The sequence below is a fragment of the Novosphingobium sp. BAM6 genome (assembly GCF_057784955.1).
In genome coordinates this window covers 93,179-117,659 of sequence record NZ_JBYNTR010000005.1, presented here as the reverse complement: position 1 = coordinate 117,659, position 24,481 = coordinate 93,179, and the positions used below count along the sequence as shown (strand labels likewise).

General features: G+C 62.8%; 16 protein-coding genes. 10 read left to right on the top strand and 6 right to left on the bottom strand.

Features of this window, described 5'->3' with window-relative positions; genetic code table 11:
* Window positions 1-6: 6 nt before the first annotated feature.
* The 7 genes from AC3EC3_RS14670 (at window position 7) to AC3EC3_RS14640 (ending at window position 7,567) form a co-directional block, all read left to right on the top strand.
* On the top strand, window positions 7-729 hold the full coding sequence (locus AC3EC3_RS14670; protein WP_488490342.1) for an A24 family peptidase: 723 nt from the start codon (window positions 7-9) through the stop codon (window positions 727-729).
* A gap of 70 nt (window positions 730-799) precedes the next feature.
* On the top strand, window positions 800-1,813 hold the full coding sequence (gene cpaB / locus AC3EC3_RS14665; protein ID WP_488490341.1) for a Flp pilus assembly protein CpaB: 1,014 nt from the start codon (window positions 800-802) through the stop codon (window positions 1,811-1,813).
* Window positions 1,814-1,904: 91 nt separating this feature from the next.
* On the top strand, window positions 1,905-3,461 hold the full coding sequence (locus AC3EC3_RS14660) for a type II and III secretion system protein family protein (protein WP_488490415.1): 1,557 nt from the start codon (window positions 1,905-1,907) through the stop codon (window positions 3,459-3,461).
* A 14-nt stretch (window positions 3,462-3,475) separates the two neighbouring features.
* A complete protein-coding gene (locus AC3EC3_RS14655) occupies window positions 3,476-4,177 on the top strand; it encodes a CpaD family pilus assembly protein (protein WP_488490340.1) in 702 nt (233 codons plus the stop codon).
* 1 nt (window position 4,178) lies between these two features.
* A complete protein-coding gene (locus tag AC3EC3_RS14650; protein ID WP_488490339.1) occupies window positions 4,179-5,459 on the top strand; it encodes a CpaE/TadZ family protein in 1,281 nt (426 codons plus the stop codon).
* A 94-nt stretch (window positions 5,460-5,553) separates the two neighbouring features.
* On the top strand, window positions 5,554-6,528 hold the full coding sequence (locus AC3EC3_RS14645) for a type II secretion system F family protein (RefSeq protein WP_488490414.1): 975 nt from the start codon (window positions 5,554-5,556) through the stop codon (window positions 6,526-6,528).
* Window positions 6,529-6,556: 28 nt separating this feature from the next.
* Window positions 6,557-7,567, top strand: coding sequence for a type II secretion system F family protein (locus AC3EC3_RS14640; RefSeq protein ID WP_488490338.1), 1,011 nt, complete (start codon window positions 6,557-6,559; stop codon window positions 7,565-7,567).
* 26 nt (window positions 7,568-7,593) lie between these two features.
* On the opposite strand, the gene AC3EC3_RS14635 is transcribed toward AC3EC3_RS14640, so the two are convergent.
* Genes AC3EC3_RS14635 through AC3EC3_RS14615 form a run of 5 tightly spaced genes read right to left on the bottom strand, consistent with a single transcriptional unit; the run spans window position 7,594 to window position 11,173 of the window.
* Window positions 7,594-8,529: an AraC family transcriptional regulator gene (locus AC3EC3_RS14635; RefSeq protein ID WP_488490337.1), complete on the bottom strand. Its 936-nt coding sequence runs from the start codon at window positions 8,527-8,529 to the stop codon at window positions 7,594-7,596.
* Window positions 8,530-8,578: 49 nt separating this feature from the next.
* Window positions 8,579-8,848 (bottom strand): hypothetical protein, encoded by a 270-nt coding sequence (locus tag AC3EC3_RS14630; RefSeq protein WP_488490336.1) that lies wholly within the window; start codon window positions 8,846-8,848, stop codon window positions 8,579-8,581.
* A 25-nt stretch (window positions 8,849-8,873) separates the two neighbouring features.
* Window positions 8,874-9,728, bottom strand: coding sequence for an S-methyl-5'-thioadenosine phosphorylase (gene mtnP, locus AC3EC3_RS14625; RefSeq protein ID WP_488490335.1), 855 nt, complete (start codon window positions 9,726-9,728; stop codon window positions 8,874-8,876).
* 25 nt (window positions 9,729-9,753) lie between these two features.
* A complete protein-coding gene (locus tag AC3EC3_RS14620) occupies window positions 9,754-10,380 on the bottom strand; it encodes a TetR family transcriptional regulator (protein ID WP_488490334.1) in 627 nt (208 codons plus the stop codon).
* 7 nt (window positions 10,381-10,387) lie between these two features.
* Window positions 10,388-11,173: an SDR family oxidoreductase gene (locus tag AC3EC3_RS14615; RefSeq protein WP_488490333.1), complete on the bottom strand. Its 786-nt coding sequence runs from the start codon at window positions 11,171-11,173 to the stop codon at window positions 10,388-10,390.
* Window positions 11,174-11,595: 422 nt separating this feature from the next.
* Here AC3EC3_RS14615 and AC3EC3_RS14610 point away from each other — a divergent pair, with 422 nt between their 5' ends.
* The 3 genes from AC3EC3_RS14610 (at window position 11,596) to AC3EC3_RS14600 (ending at window position 21,563) form a co-directional block, all read left to right on the top strand.
* Window positions 11,596-14,631: a TonB-dependent receptor plug domain-containing protein gene (locus AC3EC3_RS14610; RefSeq protein ID WP_488490332.1), complete on the top strand. Its 3,036-nt coding sequence runs from the start codon at window positions 11,596-11,598 to the stop codon at window positions 14,629-14,631.
* Window positions 14,632-14,965: 334 nt separating this feature from the next.
* A complete protein-coding gene (locus AC3EC3_RS14605) occupies window positions 14,966-18,004 on the top strand; it encodes a TonB-dependent receptor domain-containing protein (RefSeq protein ID WP_488490331.1) in 3,039 nt (1,012 codons plus the stop codon).
* A 487-nt stretch (window positions 18,005-18,491) separates the two neighbouring features.
* Entirely contained in the window at window positions 18,492-21,563 is a 3,072-nt protein-coding gene (locus tag AC3EC3_RS14600; protein WP_488490330.1) for a TonB-dependent receptor domain-containing protein, read from the top strand.
* A 146-nt stretch (window positions 21,564-21,709) separates the two neighbouring features.
* Here AC3EC3_RS14600 and clpB read toward each other — a convergent pair whose 3' ends face one another.
* Window positions 21,710-24,289, bottom strand: a complete 2,580-nt coding sequence (clpB, locus tag AC3EC3_RS14595) for an ATP-dependent chaperone ClpB (protein WP_488490329.1) — start codon at window positions 24,287-24,289, stop codon at window positions 21,710-21,712.
* Window positions 24,290-24,481 lie beyond the last annotated feature (192 nt).

Below are 24,481 nucleotides of genomic sequence, written 5' to 3'. Positions count from 1 at the left end.
TATGTCATGCCGCTCGGACTAATTTCGTACGCATTGCCGGGAGCGCTGGCAACCGCGCTTGTCGTGGCAGCCTTTACCGACATTCGCCGTCGCGAGATCGACAACGGCCTGAACCTCGCCATCGCCCTCGCCGCGCCGCTGTGGTGGCTGGTGAGCGCCTATAGCTGGGCCGCAGTGGCGATCCAGATCGCCCTTGCGGCGGGGACGTTCGCTCTCGGCTGCCTGCTCTTCGCTCTGCGCCAGATGGGTGGCGGCGACGTCAAGCTGCTGACCGCGCTGGCGCTGTGGTTCGTGCCGGAAAGCTTCCTGCAACTGGTGGTGCTGATGGCGATCCTGGGCGGCGGCGCTTCGGTGGCGATGGCCGCCTTCAACATGCGCCGCGTTCCGGGCGAAACCCTGCGTGACGGGCTGGCGGTGCTGGCCGCGCTCGTCTGGGTGGGAGCCATCGCTTCTGTGGTCATCTCGCTAATCACCCATCGCCCACTGGTGCCAGCGTCGCGAATCGAAACGGTTCTCACCGCGATTCCGTCGATATGGATGCTGTTTGCGCTGCTGCTTACGGCGTTTGCCGTAATCGGAGCGGGCCTGATGCACATCATGCGGCGACAGAAATCACGCCTCCCGATCCCTTACGGCGTGGCCATTTCTGCGGCTGGGCTGTGGATTCTGGGCGAGCATGCGCTGCACACCGCCGGGCAACTCACGGGAAACGTGGGCGGCTTGGGGTGAACCCGATTTTAACCATTTTACTCCAGATTCGTACGGACGATGACAGGGATTCTAGGGGGCTTGCATAGCCATGGACAGAAATAAGCTGCTGCTTCTGGTGCTGGCGCTGGTCGTCGCGGCGGGGACCGCGATGGCCGCACGCTCGCTCTTTGCGGGCAGTGCCGCACCGCGCGCCGGAGCCGTGGTCGAGACCGTGCAGCCCAAGGGCCCCAAGGTTCTGGTCGCCCAGCGCCAGTTGCCGGTCGGCACGATCATCACTGCCGACGCCCTGTCATTTCAGGACTGGCCCAAGGGACTGGTCAAGGACGCCTATTTCCTCGACGGCCAGACCGACATGAACAAGCTGCTCGGCACCGTCGTGCGCTTTCCGATCACGGCTGGCCAGCCGCTGACGCAGGGCGCGCTGGTCAAACCGGGCGACCGCGGATTTCTGGCAGCAGCACTCGGGCCGGGCATGCGCGCTGTCACGATCCCGGTCAACGCCAAGACCGCCGTGGGCGGCTTCGTGTTCCCCGGCGACCGCGTAGACCTCGTGCTGACGCAGGAGGTCAAGGGTGACGGTCAGGGTCAGGATCTGGCCGCTGCAGAAACGATCCTACGCAACGTGCGCGTTCTCGCCACCGACCAGTCGACCGAAAACGAAACCGAAGACGGCAAGACCGTGGTCCATGCCTTCCAGACCGTCACGCTCGAAGTCACGCCCCGCATCGCCGAAAAGGTCGCCGTGGCGCAGGAACTGGGCCAGCTGAGCCTTTCGCTGCGTTCGATCCAGGACAGCAGCGGCGAATTCGAGAAGATGCTGGCCGACGGCGACGTCAAGGTCCCCGACGGCGCCTCGCCCAAGCAGGAAGACGCGCTGATGCGCAACGCAATGAGCCAGCCGATGGACAGCAAATCGTCCTACGTCACCGGCGGCGATGTTTCGCGGTTCCAGCGCTCGTCGATGCCGCGAATGGCGCCGCGCCAGCAAATGGCAGTGGCAGGTCCGGCAGTCGCTGGCACGGCCGCTCCGACACGTCCGGCAGGCCCCGTCGTCCACGTCACCCGCGGCAAGACCACGACCGACGAACCGGTGAGCAAGTAAGATCGCCATGTCGCATCACACGCACCTGCGCAACGCGCTCCGCTCCACGAAGAACCCGCTCATCAAGGGTTCTTCCTCCAAGGGCAAGGTCATGAAATCGCACCTTATCAAGTCCCTGCTGATCTCCGCCTGTGTGCTTGCGCCACTTGGCCTGGGTATGGCGAGCGCCGCCCCCGCCAATGCACAGGCAGTCACCAAGCCCGCGCACGACATCGCCCTGTCGATCGGCAATGGCGAACTGATCACCGTCCCCGGCACGATGAACGACGTCTTCGTCGCCAACGACGCCGTTGCCGATGTGCAGGTCAAGTCGAAGAGCCAGCTCTACGTCTTCGGCAAGGCGGGCGGCACCACCACCGTCTATGCCAGCAACGCGGCAGGGGCGGTGGTATGGTCGGCAACGGTCCGCGTCGGCTCCAACATCGACAGCGTGGACCAGATGCTGCGCCTTGCCATGCCAGAGGCGCAGATCGCGGTCTCCACCATCGGTTCAAGCACCGTGCTGCTGACCGGCACCGTGCGACAGCCCGAGGACGCGGCGGAAGCCGAGCGCCTCGTTACGGCCTATATGGGCAAGGACAGCAACGTCATCAGCCGTCTTCGCGTGGCGACGCCCCTGCAGGTCAACCTCCAGGTTCGCATCGCCGAAGTGACGCGCTCGCTGGTGCGTTCGCTGGGCGTGCGCCTGGCATCGGCAGACACCTCAAGCGGCTTCAAGTTCGGCATCGGCCAGGGCAGTGCTGTTAACACACAGTACGTTGCCGGGGGATCTCTCGGTGTCGGCGTCACCGCCACGAGCGGAGCCAACCAGTCGGACATCGCAGTGACAAGCGGCGCGACGACGATCGGCGCGGCAGGAAAGCTGCTCGGACTCAATCTGATCGGTGCGCTCGATGCCGGTGAAACCGTTGGCCTCGTGCATACGCTGGCGCAGCCCAACCTCACGGCGCTATCGGGTGAGACGGCCGACTTCCTCGCCGGCGGTGAGTACCCGATCCCGGTTTCGCAAGGCTCCAGCGGCGGCACCAGCGTCACAATCCAGTACAAAAACTATGGCGTCAGCCTGTCTTATACGCCCACCGTACTGGCCAACGGTCGCATTTCGCTGCGCGTGCGTCCCGAGGTTTCCGAACTGTCGAGCGACGGCGAAGTGACGCTGAATGGCTATTCGGTACCTGCCCTTACCGTGCGACGCACCGAAACCACTGTCGAACTCGGCTCGGGCCAGAGCTTCATGATTGCTGGCCTGCTCAGCACCAGCGAGCAGAACTCGATCCAGAAGATGCCGGGCGCCGGCGACATTCCGGTACTGGGCTCGCTTTTCCGTTCGACCAGCTATCAGCGCGGAGAAACCGAGCTGGTGATCGTCGTCACGCCCTATCTGGTCAATCCCGTCACCGGTGCGCAGATCGCGCTTCCGACCGATGGGTTCCAGAGCGCCAACGAACTCCAGCAGATCCTCGGCAATGCCGCACATGACGGCCAAAGTGGCGCGCCCCGCACCGGCGCGACGATGGCGCCCGGCAACGCCTCTGCCAGCCCCGGCGTCGGTCAGGCTGACACTGCAATGCCTGCCGCCGCCGCCAAGAAGCGCAGCACTTCGGCGGACGATGCCGCCGCCGCACGCCCCGGCTTCGGCTCGAACTGAGAAAGACACCGGACATGACAACCGCTTCTCCTTTGCGCTCTTCCGGCCCCCGCCGGTCGTTGCGGATCGCAGCCGGAACACTCGCTCTGTCGCTGGCGCTTACGCTTGGCGCCTGCGGCGGGGTTCCGACCAACCGCTCGCTTGATTCGATTCACCAGCCCGAAGTCTCGCGCAACGACTACACGCTCGACATCGCCACGACGCCCGACGGTCTGGCGCCGGGCGAGGGACGCCGTCTTAACGATTGGCTGGGGGCCATGAGCGTCAAGTACGGCGATCATCTCTATCTCGACGACCCCGCAGCCGTTCCGGCAGTTCGCGATGCCGTCGCGGCGATCAGCCAGCGCGCGGGCATCGCGCTTGACGGTGCCGCGCCGGTGACGACCGGCTACGTCACGGCAGGCACCGCCCGTGTCATAATCACGCGCTACAAGGCTTCGGTCCCCGGCTGTCCGGACTGGAAGGGCAAGTCGGACTTCAACCCGAACAACGCCACCAGCGCGAACTTCGGCTGCGCGGTCAATTCCAACCTGGCCGCGATGGTCGCCAATCCACAGGATCTGGTGCAGGGTCAAACCGACACCGGCAGCACACAGGCGATGACCACCTCCAAGGCCATCGACGCCTACCGCAAGGCCGACACGACCGGCTCTAAGGGCCTGTCGAGCAGTTCATCGACCAGCAGCAGCAGCGGTTCAAGCGGAGGGAGCAACTGACATGAACGCACCCTGGAAAGGCTCGGGCCAGGCCCGGGATCAGTTCTGCGCCTACATGTGCGACGAAACCTCGCTCGACGTAATTCGCCAGATCTCCATCGAGATGGGCTGGCCGCCGGAGAAGTGTCATCGCGGCGGCCTGCGCAGCGCCGTGCAGTCTCTGTCCGTCTCGGCGAGCCCGAACATCCTGATGATCGACCTGTCCGAAAGCGGCGATCCGCTGAGTGACATCAACGCGCTCGCCGAAGTGTGCGAGCCGGGGACGATCGTGATCGCGGTGGGACAGGTCAACGACGTACGCCTATACCGTGACCTGCTGGCCAGCGGCATCCACGACTATCTGCTCAAGCCGCTGTCGCAGGGGCAGGTGCGCGATGCCATCAGCCAGGCGCAGGCGGTCTTCTCGGCCCCGCGGCATGGCGACGGCGATGTACGACGCCACCTCTCGACTGCCGTCATCGGCACCCGAGGCGGTATCGGCGCTTCGACGATCGCCACTTCGCTCGCCTGGCTGATGAGCATCGAGGACAAGTTCCCGACGGCACTGCTCGATCTCGACATTCACTTCGGCACCGGCGCACTGTGCCTCGACCTCGAACCGGGGCGCGGGCTTGCCGATGCGATCGAGACACCCAGCCGCATCGACGGCCTGTTCATCGAGCGTGCTATGATCCGCGCGAATGACAACCTCGCGATCCTTTCCGCTGAAGCGCCGATTACCGCGCCGGTGCTCACGGATGGCAGTGCATTCCTGCAACTGCTCGAAGAGTTCAAGCAGGCGTTCGACATGTCGGTAATCGACCTGCCGCGCAATATCCTCATCAACTTCCCGCAACTGCTGGCCGAAGTGAACGTGATCGTGCTGGTGGTCGAAATGACGCTGGCCTCGGCGCGCGACACGATCCGTATCCTCTCCTGGCTGCGCAGCAACGCCAGCCATACACAGATCCTGATCGTGGCGAACAAGGTCCAGCCCGCGATGGCCGAGATCAGCAAGAGCGATTTCGAAGCTTCGATCGAGACCCGGATCGACCACCTGATCCCCTATGACCTGAAAGCAACCTCGACCGCAGCAAAACTGGGGCAGACGCTGGTAGATGCGGCGAAGACAAGCAAGGCGACCGCTGCCATCCACGATCTCGAACGCGCCGTAGTGGCCACCAGCGCAGAGCTTTCCGGGAAGACCGAAGCGACGCCCAAGACCTCGTTGCTGGGCAAGTTCGACCTCAAGTCGCTGATGCCCAAAGCCACCGCCAAGAAGGCCGGGGTTCCGGCCCGATGATCCACGCCGCCACCGTCATGCCCCGGCAACGCCCGCCCATTTGCGAACGGGCCGGTGACGCATGCGGGTGGCCATGCCCCGTCTGGACAGCGCGATGAACACGCTTCCGCTCCTGATCGTAGCCGCCGGTATCACCACGTTGATCGTGTTGGTCTTCATGGCGTTTTCCGGCCCTTCGACCAGCAAAGAATCGACGCGCCGCCTGAAAGCCGTGCGCTTTCGCCATTCCGGCTCGGCAATGGACCGTGCAGAAGCCCAGATGCGCAAGGCTGTTGCCGCCCGTCGTCGCCCTGCCCGGCGCGGTCCCGCCGGATCCACGTCGCGCATCGATGCGCTGGCCCTGCGGCTGGAACGCTCGGGCAAGAAGTGGACGATCCAGCAGTACCTCTACGCCTCGGCCGGCGTCGGCGCGCTGGTTTTCCTGTTCATGCTGGTCAAGACCCATGCCCCGATCCTGGCGCTGATGCTGGGCCTGTTCGCTGGAGCCGGCCTGCCTCACATGGTGCTGGGCATGGCGATCAAGCGGCGAGGCAATCAGTTCACCTCAAAATTCCCGGACGCAATCGAATTGCTTGTGCGCGGTCTTCGCTCGGGCCTTCCGGTTACCGAAACGCTGGGCATCGTGTCCGCAGAAGTCCCCGGACCGGTGGGGCAGGAATTCAAGCTCGTGACAGAGCGCATGAAGATCGGCCGGGCCATGGAGGATGCGCTTCAGGATACCGCCGATCGCCTGCAGATGCCGGAGTTCAACTTCTTCTGCATCACCCTCGCCATTCAGCGGGAAACGGGTGGCAATCTTGCCGAAACACTGGCCAACCTTGCCGATGTGCTGCGAAAGCGCGCGCAGATGAAGCTCAAGATCCGCGCCATGAGTTCGGAATCCAAGGCATCGGCCTACATCGTCGGCTCGCTGCCGTTCATCGTCTTCGGGCTGATCTACATGGTGAACCCCAAGTACATCGGCAATTTCTTCGTCGATCCGCGCCTGATGGTCGCCGGGATCGGCGGTTTCATCTGGATGTCCATCGGCGCCTTCGCAATGGCCAAGATGTGCAACTTCGAGATCTGATGCGCGGACCGGAAAAAAGAGAGACGCCATGCTGAGCCAGCCTGCCGGCCCCACCCTTCTCGGTATCAACGTGATCTTCGTCGCCTCGATTCTCGCGGCTGTTGCTGCCGCGGCGGTGATGTTGGCGATCTATGCCGCCGTGACCGTGCGCGATCCGATGAGCAAGCGCGTGAAAACGCTCACCGCGCGCCGCGAGGAACTCAAGGCCGGGATCACCACCGGCGCACGCAAGCGACAGTCTGTCATCCGTCGCAATGACACTACCGATCGCATGGGCGCCTTTCTCGCCAAGCTGAAAGTCCTGCAGGACAGCCAGATCAAGGAAATCCAGCAGAAGCTTGCCTTTGCCGGAATCCGCGAGAAGGAATGGGCCGTCGCCGTCATCTTCGGCCGACTGGTGCTGCCGATCGCCCTGGGCCTGTTCGCAGCAGCCGTGATCTACTGGGCGAACTATTTCCCGGCCTGGGGGCCGATGAAGAAGTTCGGCGCCTTCGCGATCCTCGTGCTCGCCGGTTACAAGGGGCCGGACCTTTTCATCCAGAATCTGGCAACCAAGCGCACCGCCGCGATCCGCAAGGGCCTGCCCGACGCGCTCGATCTACTGGTGATCTGTGCCGAGGCCGGTCTCACCGTCGATGCCGCGTTCGAGCGCGTCGCGCGTGAACTGGGTCGCGCCTACCCCGAACTGGGTGAAGAGTTTTCGCTCACCTCGATCGAACTGTCGTTCCTGACCGAGCGCCGAATGGCCTTCGAGAACCTGTCCTGGCGCGTCAATCTCGACTCGGTGCGCGGCGTCGTTACCACGATGATCCAGACCGAGCGCTACGGCACCCCGCTGGCCTCGGCCCTGCGCGTTCTTTCCGCCGAATTCCGCAACGAGCGCATGATGCGGGCCGAAGAAAAGGCAGCGCGACTGCCCGCAATCATGACGGTGCCGCTGATCCTGTTCATCCTTCCCACCCTGTTCGTCGTCATCCTCGGCCCGGCAGCCTGCTCGATCGCCGATGCTTTTTCGAATGGGGGCCCCGGCCACGCCTAAGGGAGTTTGGTATAAGAGACCGGCAATCAGGCCGGTCCGTCCCAGAAGGCGCTTGCGACGACATTCTCCCGCGCTCCGGCCAATGCGACGCGAAGTTCGGCGACGTCCCGCTTGGGCGCTGCGCCGAACAGGCGGCTGTAATCGCGACTGAACTGCGAGGGGCTTTCGTAGCCAACCTCGAAACAGGCCGTCTCGACATTGAAGGCCCGCGCCACCATCAACCGCCTTGCTTCCAGCAGCCGCAGGCGCTTCTGGTATTGCAACGGGCTCATCGCCGTCAGCGCCTTGAAATGGCGATGGAACGCCGATGCGCTCATACGGGCGACCGCCGCCATGTCCTCCACGCGAACCGTCTCGCGAAATCGTTCACGCAGCCAGTGCAGCGCCTCGATTACCGGTCGGGATGGACTTCCAGCCAAAGTCAGCCGCGCGATTTCCCCGCCACGAGGCCCGGTAAGGAGGCGATAGGCAATCTCTCGCAGGATCAGAGGTTGCAGAACCGGCACGGCCTCTGGCGTATCGCATAGCTCGACCAGCCGCAGCGCACAGGCAGCGAGAGGGCCGTCGAAATCAGTAACGTGAACGCCCCGCGTCGGCTCTCCCGCGAATCCCGGCAGATCCGGCAGATCCTGAGCGACGCTGCGCATAATCGCCGGGTCCAGTTCGAAAGCCAGAACTAGACAGGGTTCGGCAGGACAGGCCTCGACCACACGCCCGATCGACGGGGTCTCCACGCCGATCACCAGCGCCTGTCCGGCCCGGTATTCCAGCCGCTCGCCCCCGAACGTCGCCCACTTCGCCCCTTGGGCCACCACGCAAAGGGAAGGACGGAACAACAGATGCCCCGATGGCTTGGGATGGTCCGAGCGCATCACGATCATGCCGTCTACCGGCGTGGCGTAAGGGCTCTCCCCGGACTGGCGGGCAACGAAGCGCTCTATGGCGGCGATCAGGTCCTGCATCCCCGCAAACTGCGCTGCAAAGCAGGATCGGACAAGTTCTTCCGAGCGCTCAGGGCGCCTCGTCGCTTTCAACGAGTTCGGCTATTTCGAAGCGCCAACCGGCCCAGCCGCGCATCTTCGCCGCTTCCGCCGTGGCAGCACGCTTGCCCTTCGCCTCTACCAAAGAGCCCGCATGCCCCCAGAACACCTCGGTCTTGCCGTTTTCGAGTTCGGCAACGATCCGCCAGTAATGGGTGAACGGGTCGGCGGTCGGCCCAATGGTTTTCACATAGCCATCGGGCATTGTCGCCGTCAGCCAGCGCTTGCGACGGCGCGCCATGCCTTCCTTTCCTGCCGACAGCGCGTCAGTATCGCTCGCCGAACAGGCGGCGGGCGATGGCATCGAGCTTCATGACAAGAGCAGGATCGCGCAAGTTCTGGGGTGTCACCAGCGCATTGTCGAGCGTGGTGTCAATCGGGCTGGCCTCGCGCTCCGCAGGCAGGCGCAGGGCGAATTCCTCCACTGCCGCGCGGGCCAACTGCGCGTTGTGCTCCATCACTTCAAGAACATGGCTGACTTCCACCGCCGCGCCAAAATCGCGCCACGAATCGTAGTCCGTCACCATGCCAAGCACCGCGTAAGGCAGTTCCGCCTCCCGGGCGAGCCGGGCCTCTGGCATCGCGGTCATGCCGATCACATCAGCACCCCAACTCCGGTACATCCGGCTTTCGGCCCGGGTCGAGAACTGCGGCCCTTCGATGGCAACATAGGTCGCCGCCGGATGGACGGTCGCGCCGGTCGCGCGTGCGGCCTCCATCGCCAGTTGCGACAGGCGCGGACAGACCGGATCGGCCAGGCTGACATGCGCGACGAGGCCCGTGCCGAAGAAGCTGTTCTCACGCCCATGGGTACGATCGATGAACTGGTCGACCATCGTGAAATGCCCCGGCGCCATCTCCTCGCGCAGCGAACCGATCGCCGAGAGCGAGAGCACGTCCGTCACCCCGCAGCGCTTGAGGGCATCGATATTCGCGCGATAGTTGAGGTTCGAGGGCGGGATACGATGCCCGGCCCCGTGCCTTGCGAGGAAACTGAAACGCACCCCGTGCAGCGTGCCCGTCGTCACCATGCCCGAAGGCAGGCCGAAGGGACTGTTGACCTGGATCGCCTGCGCATTTTCCAGTTCGATTCCGGCGGAGAGGCCCGAGCCTCCGATCACGCCGATGTGCCATTGGGTGCTTTTGTCAGCCTGCAAGGATACCTGCCATGATTAGGTCGATGCTGTGTTCGCGATAACGATCGCGGAGCGACTCGGTCAAGGAATCCTCGCCGAAGCAATGGCGTAGCACGAGCCGCGCGGAAAAGAAGCGGTCCACCGCCCCGGTCACGGTGAAGAAGAACAGTTGCGGGTCGACGGGCCGGAATGCCCCCGAACGGACCCCATCGCCGATCAGCGCTGCATAGGCGCGATAGATCGGCGTCAAATAGCTGTCGGCAATGCGTTGCGCTTCAGCGGGCGAACTCTCCCGAATGAGGCGCATCGTCAGGCGCATCAGGTAAGGCACCTCGTAGAAGGTATCGACCACCTTCGAAAGATGCCGCCGCAACTTGGCCTCGCTGGACCAGTCATCCCTGGCGACCAGCGCATCGACGCTGGCGACGATGGCCTGCCAGTCCCGGTCGAGCAGCGCACCAAGCAGCCCGGCCTTGTTGCCGAAGTAGTATTTCACCAGAGCAGAGTTGAGGCCGGAACGCTGCGCAAGATCCGACAGCGAAATGTCGATCACATCACCTTCGCGCATGATCGCATGCGCAGTATCCAGCAGGTGCTCGCTGGCACCCGGCGGCGGCGTGAGGCTGGGAGCGGTCATGAAAGGCCTACTTCGCCGCCATGCGCACCGCGCCATCGAGACGCAGGCACTCACCATTCATATAATCGCTCTCCAGCAGGAACAGCGCGGCCCGAGCATATTCGTCGGGCCGCCCGAGACGCGCCGGGAAAGGTACCATCGCGCCCAGCGAATCCTGCACCGTCTGCGGCATCGCGGCCACCATCGGGGTCTGGAAAATGCCCGGCAGAATCGTGTTCACGCGGATACCGTCTGCCATCAGATCGCGCGCCAGCGGCAGCGTCATCGCCGCGACTCCCCCTTTGGACGCAGCGTAAGCGACCTGTCCGACCTGCCCGTCCTGTGCCGCGATCGAGGCGGTCGCGACAATGGCGCCCCGGCTACCCTCGCTGTCCAGCGGATCCAGCCCCCCCATGCCCGCTGCCGCACGGGCCATGCAGCGAAACGTGCCTGACAGATTTACGGCCAGAACCTGCGCGAACAGTGCCATGTCGTGCGGCGAACGCACGCCCGTTTCACGATCGCGACGCACAGTGCGGGCAGCGGGCGCGATCCCGGCGCAGGTCACGAGAATCCGCTCCTGCCCATGTGCCGCACGGGCAGCGGCAAAACCTGCATCGACGCTTTCGTCACTGGTTACATCAACCGCAAAGAACAGCGCGCCGGTCTCTGCCGCCAGCACCTCGCCAGAGGTCACGTCGCGATCGAACACGGCCACAGCGACATCACGCGCCCGCAGTGCGCGGACGGTAGCGGCACCGAGTCCCGATGCCCCGCCTGTCACCACTGCCGCTATCGTCGAATCCAGCTTCATTGCGCCTCACACCCGCTTCGGCGCGCTCCCGCACGCCGTTTAACCAGTCGATTAATTGGCGTTCAGGGTAAGGTCAATGGCGAGATGGCGCCCGGATGTCCCTTGGACAGCAGCAAAACAACTGACATATCGCATTACAAATATGAAATTTGCATCTGCACATTGCAACATATCCGACACATCTTCCAGAAATATAGCTATCTTCTTGAGATACCTTTTCATTGTGGAATCGCTGTGGCGTTAAAAACACACTGTATGCACGTTTTTTGACAGCTCCATTGAATGCCATTGCAAGCGTAGACACGTCGGCGCAACAAGCTGACCCATCGCGGCATCGAGCCGCCCGCCTGCCTTTCGGAAGTTGCCGCAATGGCGCAGCAATCTTTCAAAGGCAGCGGAACAACACACAAGGGAACGCCATCTTGAAGACATCAACCGCCAAGGCTGCGCTGAGGGGCGCGACCTGCCTTTCGGTGTTTGCGCTGAGCATGGGCGCCACCAGCGCCTTCGCACAGGACGCGGCCACGACGACCGCCGCAGCGCCCGCCGCCGATGCCGCCGACACTTCGGCGAACACCATCATCGTCACCGGCTCGATCTCGCGCAACCCGGCAGCCCAGACGGCATCGCCGGTCACGGTGATCACATCCGAGGACATGCAGAAGAAGGGCATGAAGACGGTTGCGGATCTGGTGCAGAACCTGGCCGCCAACAACGCCGGCACGCTGAATTCGAGCTGGTCGTCTTACGGCTTCGCGACCGGCGCCAGCGCACCCTCGCTGCGCGGCCTGAATGACGGCTACACCCTGACGCTGTTCAACGGCATGCGCAGCGCCTACTACCCGCTGGCGGATGACGGCGAGCGTAACTTCGTCGACATGAACTCCATGCCTTCGGACATCCTCGACCGCGTCGATGTCCTTCAGGACGGTGCTTCGGCGACCTATGGCTCGGACGCCATCGCCGGCGTGGTCAACGTGATCGTCAAGCGCCAGATCCAGGGCCTGCACATGGATGCATCGGCCGGTATCTCGCAGCGCGGTGACGGTGGCGAGAAGCGCATCTCGGCAACCTACGGCTATGGCGATCTCGACCGTCAGGGCTTCAACATCTTCGCCAACGTGATGTACCAGAAGAACGACGCGCTGCCGCTTTCGGCACGCAAGGGTCTTTCGGGCACCGCCGACCAGAGCAGCGTCTGCGACAGCCAGGGCAACTGCCTGACCAACGCCATCCGCAACGGCGTTCAGGCCGACGGCAGCTACAACGGCTTCCAATCGACCACCACGCCATTCGTGCGCCCGGTTGATGGCGATCTGAACCCCACCGGCACCGGCACTTATGCGCTGGCAAACCCGTCCGCCGGCTGCGGCAGCCTGACCGCCGCGACGCTGACCAGCGCCCAGCAGGCCGGCACCACCGCACCGTCGACGGTCTGCCAGCAGGATCTGGTCAACCAGTACGGCATGATGGACTCGCAGATCGTGCGCAAGGGCTTCACGGTCAAGGGCACCGCGAAGGTCGGGTCGAACGCCGAAGCCTTCCTGCTGTTCAACTACTACAACGTGAAGACGGCAAACTCGATCAGCCCGCTCAGCCTCACTGGCACGACGGCGGCAGGCGGAACTACCGAAACCGCCAACGCAATCTACCTGCCGGTCTACGTCTGCTCGGAAGGCGTTGGCTCGATCGATGCCAACGGCAACCTGACGGCCAGCGGCTGCAACGCCAGCAACGGCACGCTCAATTCCAGCAACCCCTACGCCGCACAGGGCGAGCAGGCACAGCTCTCCTCGCTCTACAACGAGCCGCGTGAAACCCTCACGGATGCCAAGACCTATCGCATCCAGGGTGGCATCGACGGCACCTTCGGCGCGAACAATGACTGGCACTATAACGTGCAGGGCCAGACTTCGTGGGTGACGCTGGGCATCACCAACAAGAACTACATCAACCTCGAAGGTCTGATGAATGCCGTCGCGCAGGGCACATACAACTTCGCGGACCCCTCTGCCAACACCGAAGCGCAGCGCCAGCTGATCGCGCCGGACAACTACACCCGCTCGGTGTCGAAGTCCTCGCAGCTGCAGGCCAGCCTCGACCACGACTTCTTCCAGCTGCCCGGCGGCATGCTGAACGTCGCCGTCACGGGCCAGTGGCGCTACGAAGGCGTCGACAACCCCAGCGCCAACGCCCCGAACGAGGAAGATCCGTACGATCGTTACTACTCGATCAACGCTGTGGGCGTGGACGCCAGCCGCCACGTCTGGTCGGCCGGTTATCAGGTGACGGCGCCGATCGTCGACATGCTGACGGTCACTGCGTCGGGTTCATATGACCACTACTCGACCGGCATGAAGCACTTCTCGCCAAAGTTCGAAGCCAAGTTCAAGCCGATCCGCCAGGTGACGCTGCGTGGCACCTTCTCGAAGGGCTTCCGCGTTCCCAGCTTCATGGAAGCCTACGCCGAGCCGACCACCGGCTATGTATCGACTTCGATCAACTGCAACAGCGCCGTCTACACGCAGTTCTGCGCCGATCACAACGCTTCGTACTATGGCAACAGCTACTCGTACGGCGTGACCTCGCAGGGCAACCCGGACCTAAAGCCGGAAACCTCGACGTCGTACACCTTCGGCACGGTGATCCAGCCGATCCACAACGTCACGCTGACGGTCGACTACTGGCACACCAAGATCAAGAACGTGATCATTCCGGTCTCTGTCACGACCGACATGATCAACGAATACTACCAGAACAACGGTGTCGTGAACGTCCCCGGCGTGACCGTGACCCCGGGCGTCGCCGATCCGAACAACCCCTCGGCACTGCCGCTGCTGGGCACGATTTCGGGCAGCTATACCAACGCCGACTCGTACCTCGCTGAAGGCATCGACGTAGGCGCCGAGGCGACCATCCCGCTGACCAAGAACCTGACCTGGGACACCAACTTCCAGGGCTCGTACCTGATGAAGCTGCAGCAGACCCTCGCCGACGGCACCGTGCAGCGGTACGACGGCACCCTGGGGCCGTGCAACGTGACCTCGTGCTCGGGTGCTCCGAAGTGGCGCCTGAACTGGACCAACACGCTGGACTTCAACGGCCAGGGCAGCATCTCGCTGACCGCGTACTACACCAGCGGCTACTCGGAAGTGGCGACCGATTCGGGCGGCGTCTATGGCAACTGCCAAGCCAGCGCCGACAACGGCCAGGTCCTTTCCTTCTCGGATGGCTCGCCGGTCCAGTGCCGTGCGAAGGCCACCTTCGACCTCGACGCCCACGCCGAAGTCAAGGTTGCCGACAAGTTCACGCTCTACACCGACATCGAGAACCTTCTCGACACCAAGCCGGATTACGAGCCGAACGCGGCCTACGGTCTCTACGAGTACAACCCTGCCTGGCAGGAGAAGCTGTTCATGGGTCGCTGGATGCGCGTTGGCGTCAAGATCGATATCTGATCGCCGGTTGCAACATCTGCAAAATGAAGAAGGGCGGCCTCTCGCGAGGTCGCCCTTTTCTCGTTTCCGATAGTCTCATTTATTGCGACGCCACACCGGCCCGACTCTCTATAACCGCTAACAACGAAGAGATTTCGGATGAACTTTTCGTCAAGTTACAAATGTGTTGCCTTACGATTACGCTCTCCGGGCAAATTGCGGCCAAGGCAATCCTCCGGTTGCAAAAAACATGAACCTGAAACAATCTTCCAAGCATTGGTAAGGGAGCATCATCGGCGCAAGCCGCAAATAGAAGCCCCTCGCCGTCATGCGTTGAACAGGGGACGCTACCGAGATGCAAAAGATCGTTCGCAAGGCCGCCTTGTGCGGAGCCACCTATCTGACCGCTGCCATACTGATGGGCTCACCCGCCTTCGCGCAGGATAGCAACCAACCTGAATCGGCCGAAACGCCCAGCTCCGCCGAAAACAACACAGCATCGGATGCGATTATCGTCACTGGCTCGCGCCTTGGCAAAGCAGCCGTCACCGCGCAGCCGACGATGACCTTGCAGGGGTCCACGCTGGCCGATCTGGGCTATACCAACATTGGTCAGGCCCTTACCGACAGCCCCCTGTTCGGCGTGCCGGGCAACAGCAACGCAGGGTCACAAGGCTCGTTCGGCGCTGGTCAAACCTTCGTGAACATGTACGATCTCGGTGCCCAGCGCACGCTGACCCTGGTCAACGGCAACCGCTTCGTCAGTGCAGGCAGTTCCTCGATTTTCGGTGCTGTGCAGGGCTCTCCTGTGGACCTTGGTCAGATTGCACCGGGCCTTGTCGACCACATCGATACCGTCTCTGTCGGCGGCGCGCCGATCTACGGTTCGGATGCCATCGCGGGCACCGTCAACGTAGTCCTCAAGAAAGACTATGATGGCTTCTCGGCCACCGGTTCCTATGGTCTTGCCGAAAAAGGCGATGCGCCGGATTACAACCTGTCGGTTCTGGCGGGCAAGAACTTCGCCGATGGTCGCGGCAACATCACTGTAAACGTCTATTACGATCATCAGAAGGGCCTGGCCACGTCGGCCCGCAGCGCGACCGACGGCAACAAGACCTTCTTCGGCACTGACCCGACCGGCACTTATTCCTATGCCCGTTACACTGGCGGGCAGCACTATTCGATCTTCACCAACACCGGCATGCCGATGGTGGAAGACTATCTTCCAATTGTTGGTGGACAGGCCGCGTCTGGCATCACCAATGCTGCCGGTCAGGCGCTGTACTTCAACAAGGCTGGTCAGTTGACTCCGTTTAACGACGGGATCGCTTTGGCCAATGGCATCACGGAAGCGGGTGGCGACGGCTTTGCGATCAACGACTACGGCAACCTGCTGACCAACAACCAGCGCTTCCAGGGCACGCTGCTGGCGAACTACGAGTTCTCTGACGCGCTGCGCTTCCACGGCGAATTCTGGCTGGGCCGCAGCAAGGCCTCGAACATCGCGGATCAGCCGTTCTACAATACCTATCTGTTCGCTGACGCAGGCGACACCAACGGCAACCTGATCCTTTCGACCAGCAATCCCTATCTGAGCGCGGCAGACCAGGCGACGATCAAGGCGAACCTTGCCGCAGCCGGCCTGCCGACTGACGAGTTCTACCTCGCCCGCGCCAATACCGACCTTTCGACCGGCGGCTTTACCACCACCACCACGCTCGTGCGCGGAGTTGGCGGCTTCGACGGCGATTTCCACGTCGGCAGCCACAACTTCACGTGGGAAGCCACGCTGAACTACGGTCGCATCAGCTCGAACACCAAAACGCGTGAAATCGTCACGCAGAACTACAACAATGCGCTCGACGCGGTGCTCGACGGCAGCGGCAACATCGTCTGCAATCCGGGCTACACCAGCGCCTCGATCCCGACGCTCAACAGCACCTGCGCCCCGCTTGACATATTCGGCAACGGCAATGCCAGCCAGGCCGCACTCGACTACATCACCGCGCTGGCCAAGACCCGTCAGGTCAACACCCAGCTCGACATTGTAGCCGACGTGAAGGGCGATATCGTCACCCTGCCTGCCGGCAAGGTGCAGTTCGTGCTCGGTTACGAGCACCGCCGCGAAAGCCAGAGCTTCAATCCGGGCGATTTCTATCGCGGCGAACTGCAGGATGACGGCACGTATGTGCAATACGGCAATTCGATCCCGATCACTCCGGTTTCCGGCGCCTATCACACCGACGAAGGCTTCGGCGAGCTCACCATCCCGCTGATTTCGCGTGATATGGATGTACCGCTTATCCATGCGGCGGACTTCCACGGCGCGGCACGCTATACCAAGAACAGCTATACTGGCGGCTCGTGGTCTTACACCGCAGGCGGCACGATCGAGACCGTTGCCGACCTGACAGTGCGCGGCAACTACACCCAATCGTTCCGCTCACCTTCAGTTACTGAATTGTTCGCGCCCACAGGCTCGGTCTACGAAACTGCGGACGATCCGTGCGACTCGCGCTTCATCGACAGCGGACCGAACCCGACAACGCGCGCGGCCAACTGCGCGGCAGCCGGTCTGCCGGCAGACTTCCAGTCGAACATCGTCGATTACACCGCCAAGGGTACTTCGGGCGGTAACACCAACCTGAAGAACGAACTGGCCAAGAGCTGGACCGCAGGCGTTTCGTACGCACCGGAATACATTCCCGGCCTGTCGATCACGGCGGATTATGTCAGCATCAACATCTCGAACGAGATTTCGTCGCCGGGCGTGACCTCGCTGATGAACGCCTGCTACGATTCGACGGCTTACCCCAATGTCTCGGCTTGCGATTCGTTCACGCGCGACTCCGACGGACAGGTCGTCGATTTCAAGGACGATTACTTCAACATCGCCATCGAGAAGTTCCGTGCCGTTCAGGCGTCGCTGAACTACGTGTTCCCGCTCAGCAACGTCGGCCTGCCCGACAAGGCCGGAATGCTCAAACTCTCGGCCAACTGGCTGCACACGACCAAGCATTTCTACAAGGTCGGCTCCGACGATCAGACCCTGGTCAAGGGAGCCTATACGGATCCGGTGGATTCGGTGCAGGGCAATATCGACTGGGCGACCAAGAGCTTCGACTGGCTCTGGCAGGTCACCTACTACGGCCCGAGCAAGATCGATCCCAACGCTGGCGAAGGCACTTATGAATACCCGCGTATGGGTGCGTACTGGATGATCAACACGTCGGTCGGCGTGAAGGTGAGCGACAACTTCAAGCTTCGCCTGATCGTCGACAACGTGTTCAACATGGGCATCCCCAGCCCCTACACTACGGCCAGCGCCAACAAGTACTACGACGCGATCATGGGCCGCTACATGCGCCTCAACGCCAGCGTGGACTTCTGATCCGACCAGAACCGCAGCATCACATTACCAAAAGGCCCCGGGGAACCGGGGCCTTTTTTTGTTGGATCGTGGGAAAAGCGACGCGAAGATGCGCGTAAAATCCCTCAAACTTCCACTCTCCAAGCCCTGCTCACACATCAGGAACACGTTTTTTCGGGCATCACCATATTGCTGCCATTCGGAAGTTTCATCGCATTCGAGAAAAAATGCGTTTGCATGTTTTTTGCCACTCTACGTCCCGTTCGTGACATACTATTACGCAAATTTCACTCATAAGGCATGAGTGTTGCAAATGAACAACAACCGACGCGACACTTTGTGTCCGAACCGGAAAAGATATTGAACCCGTTCATCGCTGTGTCATCAATTGGCGCATGGCCGGGGGGGCTTATGGTCACGCTCGCTCTTCCAGCCGCAAAAAACGCAACATGTACCGGGATTGGTCACGCGCCCGGTGTGTGGAACGATTGCAACAAGGGACACACCTGTGAAGACATCGAAGACGAAGGCGGCCCTGCGGGGCGCCACGTGCATCGCGGCATTCGCGATCAGCGCGACCAGCGCCTATGCGCAGGACACCGCGACACCTGCGGACGATGCCGCAACCGCCGACAACACCATCGTTGTCACCGGCACCATCCTTAAGTCGGCCGTCACCCCCTCGCCGGTCGTCACCATCCAGGCCGACGATCTGGACAAGCGCGGCATCAGCACCGTGCAGGGCATGATCCAGACGCTGGCCGCCAACAACGGTCCTGCGCTGACCAACTCGTTCTCGGCCAACGGTGCGTTCGCGGCGGGTGCCTCGGCCGTGTCGCTGCGCGGCATGAGCACGAACTCGACGCTGGTGCTGTTCGACGGCATGCGCGCCGCATACTACCCGCTGGCGGATGACGGCTCGCGCAACTTCGTCGATCTCAACACGATCCCTGACGACATCGTCGAGCGCGTCGATACGCTGCTGGACGGCGCCTCGGCTTCCTACGGCGCAGACGCCATCGCCGGCGTGGTGAACATTGTCACCAAGCGTGAGATCAAGGGCCTGCACATGCGCGCCGAAAGCGGCATCTCCAGCCGTGGCGACGCTTCGCAGTACCGCATCAGCGTGACCGGCGGCGTGGGCGACCTCGACCGTGACGGCTACAACGCCTACCTCAGCGGCTTCTACTACAAGTCGAACAAGCTGATGAACAGCCAGCGCGGCTACCCCTACAACACCGATGACGCCACCGGCATCTGCAACAGCGAAGGCAGCTGCGGCCCAAACAACGTCATCGGCGGCCTCGATGCCGATGGTATCTATCGCAAGGGCACGCCGACCGCTTCGGCCTATACCGTGCGCCCATACGATGCCACCAACACCACGGCACAGTCCTCGCGCTATTCCCTGCTCAACACCGACAGCTGCAACGGCTCGCTCTACAACCTGACCCCGACCGATCTGGCCCAGGTCAGCAGCACCGGCGCCCTGGTCAACGGCACTGCGCCGACGACGGTCTGCCAGGTCGACTATGCCAACAAGTACTACACGATCCAGCCGGAGATCGAGCGCTATGGCCTTTCGGGCCGCTTCACCGGCAAGGTGAACGATTCGATCGAGGCTTACGCCGAGTTCAACTTCCAGCAGTCGACGGTCAGCTACACTGGTTCGCCGGCCGCCATCTACGGCGCGGCACCGACCGGCATCTACTACCCGCAGTTCCGCACCTCGGGCACCGGCGGCACCGGCACCAACTATGCCGCTGGTTCGGGCATCCTTGCCCTGCCGGTCTACGTCTGCGACCTCAACGGTCAGAACGCGACGCTCGTCAACGGCGTGGCGACGGCTCCGGGCTGTAACGCCTCGAACGGCACGCTCAACCCGAACAACCCCTACGCCGCCAACGGCCAGGTTGCCCGTATCTTCGGTCGTGACCTGAACCACGTCACCTACAACGAAACCCGCAACCGCGTGTACCGCGCCGCGTTCGGCATCAAGGGTGACATCACCGACAAGCTGTCGTTCGATGTCGGCGCCACCGCGATGCACAGCGACCTGCGCCGCACGCAGGACGGCTATGTCTATATCCAGCACCTGCTGAACGCGATCGCAGACGGTTCGTACAACTTCGTCGATCCCTCCCAGAACACGGCAGAGGTGAACGATTACCTCTACCCGAGCAACATCTCGAACGCGACTTCGGACGAAGACCAGATCCAGGGAACCCTGAACTGGGAAGCGGCCCAGCTGCCCGGCGGTCCGCTTGAAATCGGCGTCGGCGGATCGGTTCGCTACGAGGCGGTCAACGCACCCAGCGCAAACTCGGACATCAACGGCCCGACCGAGCGCTACTTTACCCTGAACGCGTTCGGCACCAAGGGCAGCCGCTACGTCTACTCGGCCTTCGGCGAAATCAACGCGCCGGTGCTCGACATGCTGACGCTGAACGCAGCTGGTCGCTACGACAAGTACTCGTCAGGCCAGAATGCCTTCTCGCCGAAGTTCGGTGCGGTGTTCACCCCGATCCGCCAGATCGCGATCAGCGGCACCTACTCGCGCGGTTTCCGTATTCCTTCGTTTGGCGAAGCCAATGCGTTGCCGGTCACGGGATACGTGAACAATGGCGCCGGTCTGTTCAACGATGCCTATCTGGCCCAGTACGGTTGTAATACCCGTGCTACCTCGAGCACCAATACCAACGGTTATTCGACCTGCCCGACCTATATCAACGCTGCCTCCTACGGCTCGACCACGCTGGCCAGCCCGAACCTGAAGCCTGAAAAGTCGCGCAGCTTCACCGCCAAGGTCGACTTCATGCCGATCCGCAACGTGAAGTTCACGGTCGATTACTACAACATCAAGAAGACCGGCGCGATCACCACCCCGGACACGGGTGCAGCTCTGCAGGCGTACTATGCCGGTGAAGCTTACGATCCGTCGATCACGATCATCACCAACTCGCCGGACGTGAACTATCCTAACGCGAAGCCGACCGTGGCCTTCGTGCAGGCCCAGCTGATCAACGCGGACACCATCCGTTCGTCCGGTCTCGATTTCAATCTCAACGCCAGCCACGACTTCTCGGACAAGTTCTCGCTGTCGACCAACGTTTCGGCGACTTACGTCATCGAGCTGTCGACGACCGTGGACGGTGTGAAGCAGCGCTATGACGGTACGCTGGGCAACTACAACCTGACCGCCGGCTCGGGCACGCCGAAGTGGCGCGGCACCTGGTCGACCACGGCCACCTACGACAACTATCAGCTGACCGGTACGCTCAACATGACCGACGGCTATGACCTGTCGGCCATGGATCAGGGCGGCGACTACAAGGACTGCAGCCTCGATCCGGGTTACTCGCCCACCGGCTGCCGCGTGCCTTCGTACTGGACGTTCGACCTGAACTTCCAGACCAAGGTTGCCGACAAGTACACCCTGTACTTCACCATGAACAACGTGTTCGACAAGATGCCTCCCATCGACGTCGTCACTTATGGTGCGCAGTTCTACAACCCGGTCGCAGGTGGCGACGGCATTCTCGGCCGTTACTTCAAGGCCGGTATCAAGGCCGACTTCTAAGGCTTGCGCCTCGGATTTCATGCCGAACGAACAAAGGGGCGGCCTCGCAAGAGGTCGCCCTTTTCTTTTCCCTTCAATCCGGCGGACAAAGAAAAAGGGCGGGAACGTCACCGCTCCCGCCCTCTTCAGCCCTGATCGGTAGAGGCTTACTCGACCGTCATCACCAGCGCGCCATCGCCATCCTCGATGTGGACATGCGAGCCATCGGGCACATCGCCTGCCAGCAGCTTTTCGGCCAGCGGATCCTGCAGGTAGCGCTGCACCGCGCGTTTCAGAGGTCGCGCGCCGTAGATCGGATCATAACCGACCCGGCCCAGCCAGCGCTTGGCCGCCTCGGTCAGATCGAGCAGGATCTTGCGATCCTTGAGCAGCTTCTGCACCCGGTTGACCTGGATATCGACAATCGGGCCCATGTGGCTCTGCCCCAGCCGGTGGAACAGCACGATCTCGTCCAGACGGTTGAGGAACTCGGGCCGGAAATGCCCCCGTACCACTTCCATCACCTGCGGCTCGACCGCCTCGACATCCTGATCGTCGTCCAGGCTGGCGAGGTACTGGCTGCCCAGGTTGCTGGTCAGGATGATGATCGTGTTGGTGAAGTCCACCTGACGCCCCTGCCCATCGGTCAGCCGCCCGTCGTCGAGTACCTGAAGAAGGACGTTGAAGACATCGGGGTGCGCCTTTTCCACCTCGTCGAACAGCACGACCTGATAGGGCCTGCGCCGCACAGCCTCGGTCAGCACACCGCCCTCGTCGTACCCGACATAGCCCGGAGGCGCGCCGATCAGGCGGGACACCGCATGCTTTTCCATGAACTCCGACATGTCGATGCGCACCATCGCCGTGTCATCGTCGAACAGGAATTCGGCAAGCGCCTTGGTCAGCTCGGTCTTGCCGACGCCCGTGGGGCCGAGGAACAGGAATGAGCCGAGCGGGCGGTTCGGGTCCTGAAGTCCCGCCCGCGCGCGACGTACCGCCTTCGACACGGCAGCCACCGCCTGCTCCTGCCCGATGACGCGCGCGCCGATCACCTGCTCCATGTTGAGCAGCTTCTCGCGCTCACCCTGCAGCATCCGGTCGACCGGAACGCCAGTCCAGCGGCTGACGACCCCGGCAATATCATCCTCGGTCACTTCCTCGCGCAGCAGCGCATTGCTCGACTGCGCCTGTGCCTCGGAAAGCTGCTTTTCCAGCGCGGGAATCTTCGAGTACGAAAGCTCGCCCGCCTTGGCATAGTCGCCCTGACGCTGCGCCTGCTCCAGTTCGATCCGCGCGGCATCGAGCTGCTCCTTCACGCGGCCCTCGGCAGCGATCTTGTCGCGCTCGTTCTGCCAGCGGGTGGTCAGTTCGCTCGACTGCTGTTCAAGGTTTGCCAGTTCCTCACGCAGCGCCACCAGCCGGTCCTTCGAGGCCGTATCGTTCTCCTTCGAGAGCGCCATTTCCTCGATCTTGAGCTGGATGATGCGGCGGTCGAGTTTCTCGATCTCCTCGGGCTTGCTCTCCACTTCCATGCGGATGCGGCTGGCGGCCTCGTCCATCAGGTCGATCGCCTTGTCGGGCAGGAAGCGGTTGGTGATGTAGCGGTTCGACAGCGTCGCCGCGGCCACCAGCGCGCCATCGGTAATCCGCACGCCGTGGTGCAGCTCGTACTTCTCCTTGAGCCCGCGCAGGATCGAGATGGTGTCCTCAACCGTGGGTTCGCCGACGAAGACCGGCTGGAAACGGCGCTGCAGGGCCGCGTCCTTCTCGACGTACTTCTGGTACTCGTCGAGCGTTGTCGCGCCGATGCAGTGCAGTTCGCCGCGTGCGAGCGCGGGCTTGAGCAGGTTGCCCGCATCCATCGAGCCTTCCGACGCGCCCGCGCCGATCAGCGTGTGCATCTCGTCGATGAACAGGATGATCTGGCCGTCCGCGCCCTTCACCTCGTCGAGCACGGCTTTCAGGCGCTCCTCGAACTCGCCGCGATACTTCGCGCCCGCGATCAGCGAACCCATGTCGAGCGCCATCAGCTGGCGATCCTTGAGCGAATCGGGCACGTCGCCATTGGCGATGCGCAGCGCGAGGCCCTCGGCGATGGCAGTCTTGCCGACGCCGGGATCGCCGATGAGCACGGGGTTGTTCTTGGTGCGGCGCGCGAGGATCTGCACGGTGCGGCGGATTTCCTCGTCGCGGCCGATCACCGGATCGAGCTTGCCGTCCTTCGCGGCCTGCGTCAGATCGCGCGCATACTTCTTCATCGCATCGTAGGCGTTTTCGGCGCCCGCGCTGTCGGCGGTACGACCGCCGCGCAGCTGGGTGATCGCGGCTTCCAGCGCCTGCGGGGTGAGATTGCCCGCCTCCAGCGCCTTGCCCGCCGCCGTGGTCTTGGCCAGCGCCAGGGCCAGCAGCAGCCGCTCGACGGTGACGAAACTGTCGCCCGACTTGGCGGACAGCTGCTCGGCCTGATCGAGCACGCGCACCGCGTCGTTATCGAGGCCGGGCGCACCTTGCGCGCCGCTGCCCGAAACGGACGGCAGCTTGGCCAGCGCCGCGTCCAGCTCCTGCACGGCGAATGCAGCATTGCCGCCCGCGCGCTGGATCAGCCCGGCGGCCATACCTTCGGGATCGTCGAGCAGGGCCTTGAGGATATGTTCGGGCGCAATGCGCTGATGGCTCAGCCGGATCGCCACGGTCTGCGCTGCCTGAAGAAAGCCCTCGGCGCGGTCGGTAAACTTTTCGAGATTCATGGAACGAGTTGCCTCCTGATCCCTCAGATATAGTGTTGCATTATTGCCACACAAGGGGCCGGATCGCCTCAAATCCGCAAGCACGCCCGGCCCCCCGATCATGTGGGCGCAAGGCGAGCGATTTCAATCGCATCACCGCGAAAATGGCTCGGATGACCCTTCCCCAATCCCAAGGCCGTGTTACACATTGCC

Coding starts and splice junctions, on each gene's coding strand:
- AC3EC3_RS14635 (WP_488490337.1), bottom strand. CDS start 8,529: ATGCAGGACCTGATCGCCGCCATAGAGCGCTTCGTTGCCCGCCAGTCC.
- AC3EC3_RS14645 (WP_488490414.1), top strand. CDS start 5,554: ATGAACACGCTTCCGCTCCTGATCGTAGCCGCCGGTATCACCACGTTG.
- clpB (WP_488490329.1), bottom strand. CDS start 24,289: ATGAATCTCGAAAAGTTTACCGACCGCGCCGAGGGCTTTCTTCAGGCA.
- AC3EC3_RS14650 (WP_488490339.1), top strand. CDS start 4,179: ATGAACGCACCCTGGAAAGGCTCGGGCCAGGCCCGGGATCAGTTCTGC.
- AC3EC3_RS14640 (WP_488490338.1), top strand. CDS start 6,557: ATGCTGAGCCAGCCTGCCGGCCCCACCCTTCTCGGTATCAACGTGATC.
- cpaB (WP_488490341.1), top strand. CDS start 800: ATGGACAGAAATAAGCTGCTGCTTCTGGTGCTGGCGCTGGTCGTCGCG.
- AC3EC3_RS14660 (WP_488490415.1), top strand. CDS start 1,905: ATGAAATCGCACCTTATCAAGTCCCTGCTGATCTCCGCCTGTGTGCTT.
- AC3EC3_RS14605 (WP_488490331.1), top strand. CDS start 14,966: ATGCAAAAGATCGTTCGCAAGGCCGCCTTGTGCGGAGCCACCTATCTG.
- AC3EC3_RS14620 (WP_488490334.1), bottom strand. CDS start 10,380: ATGACCGCTCCCAGCCTCACGCCGCCGCCGGGTGCCAGCGAGCACCTG.
- AC3EC3_RS14615 (WP_488490333.1), bottom strand. CDS start 11,173: ATGAAGCTGGATTCGACGATAGCGGCAGTGGTGACAGGCGGGGCATCG.
- AC3EC3_RS14630 (WP_488490336.1), bottom strand. CDS start 8,848: ATGGCGCGCCGTCGCAAGCGCTGGCTGACGGCGACAATGCCCGATGGC.
- AC3EC3_RS14670 (WP_488490342.1), top strand. CDS start 7: ATGCCGCTCGGACTAATTTCGTACGCATTGCCGGGAGCGCTGGCAACC.
- AC3EC3_RS14655 (WP_488490340.1), top strand. CDS start 3,476: ATGACAACCGCTTCTCCTTTGCGCTCTTCCGGCCCCCGCCGGTCGTTG.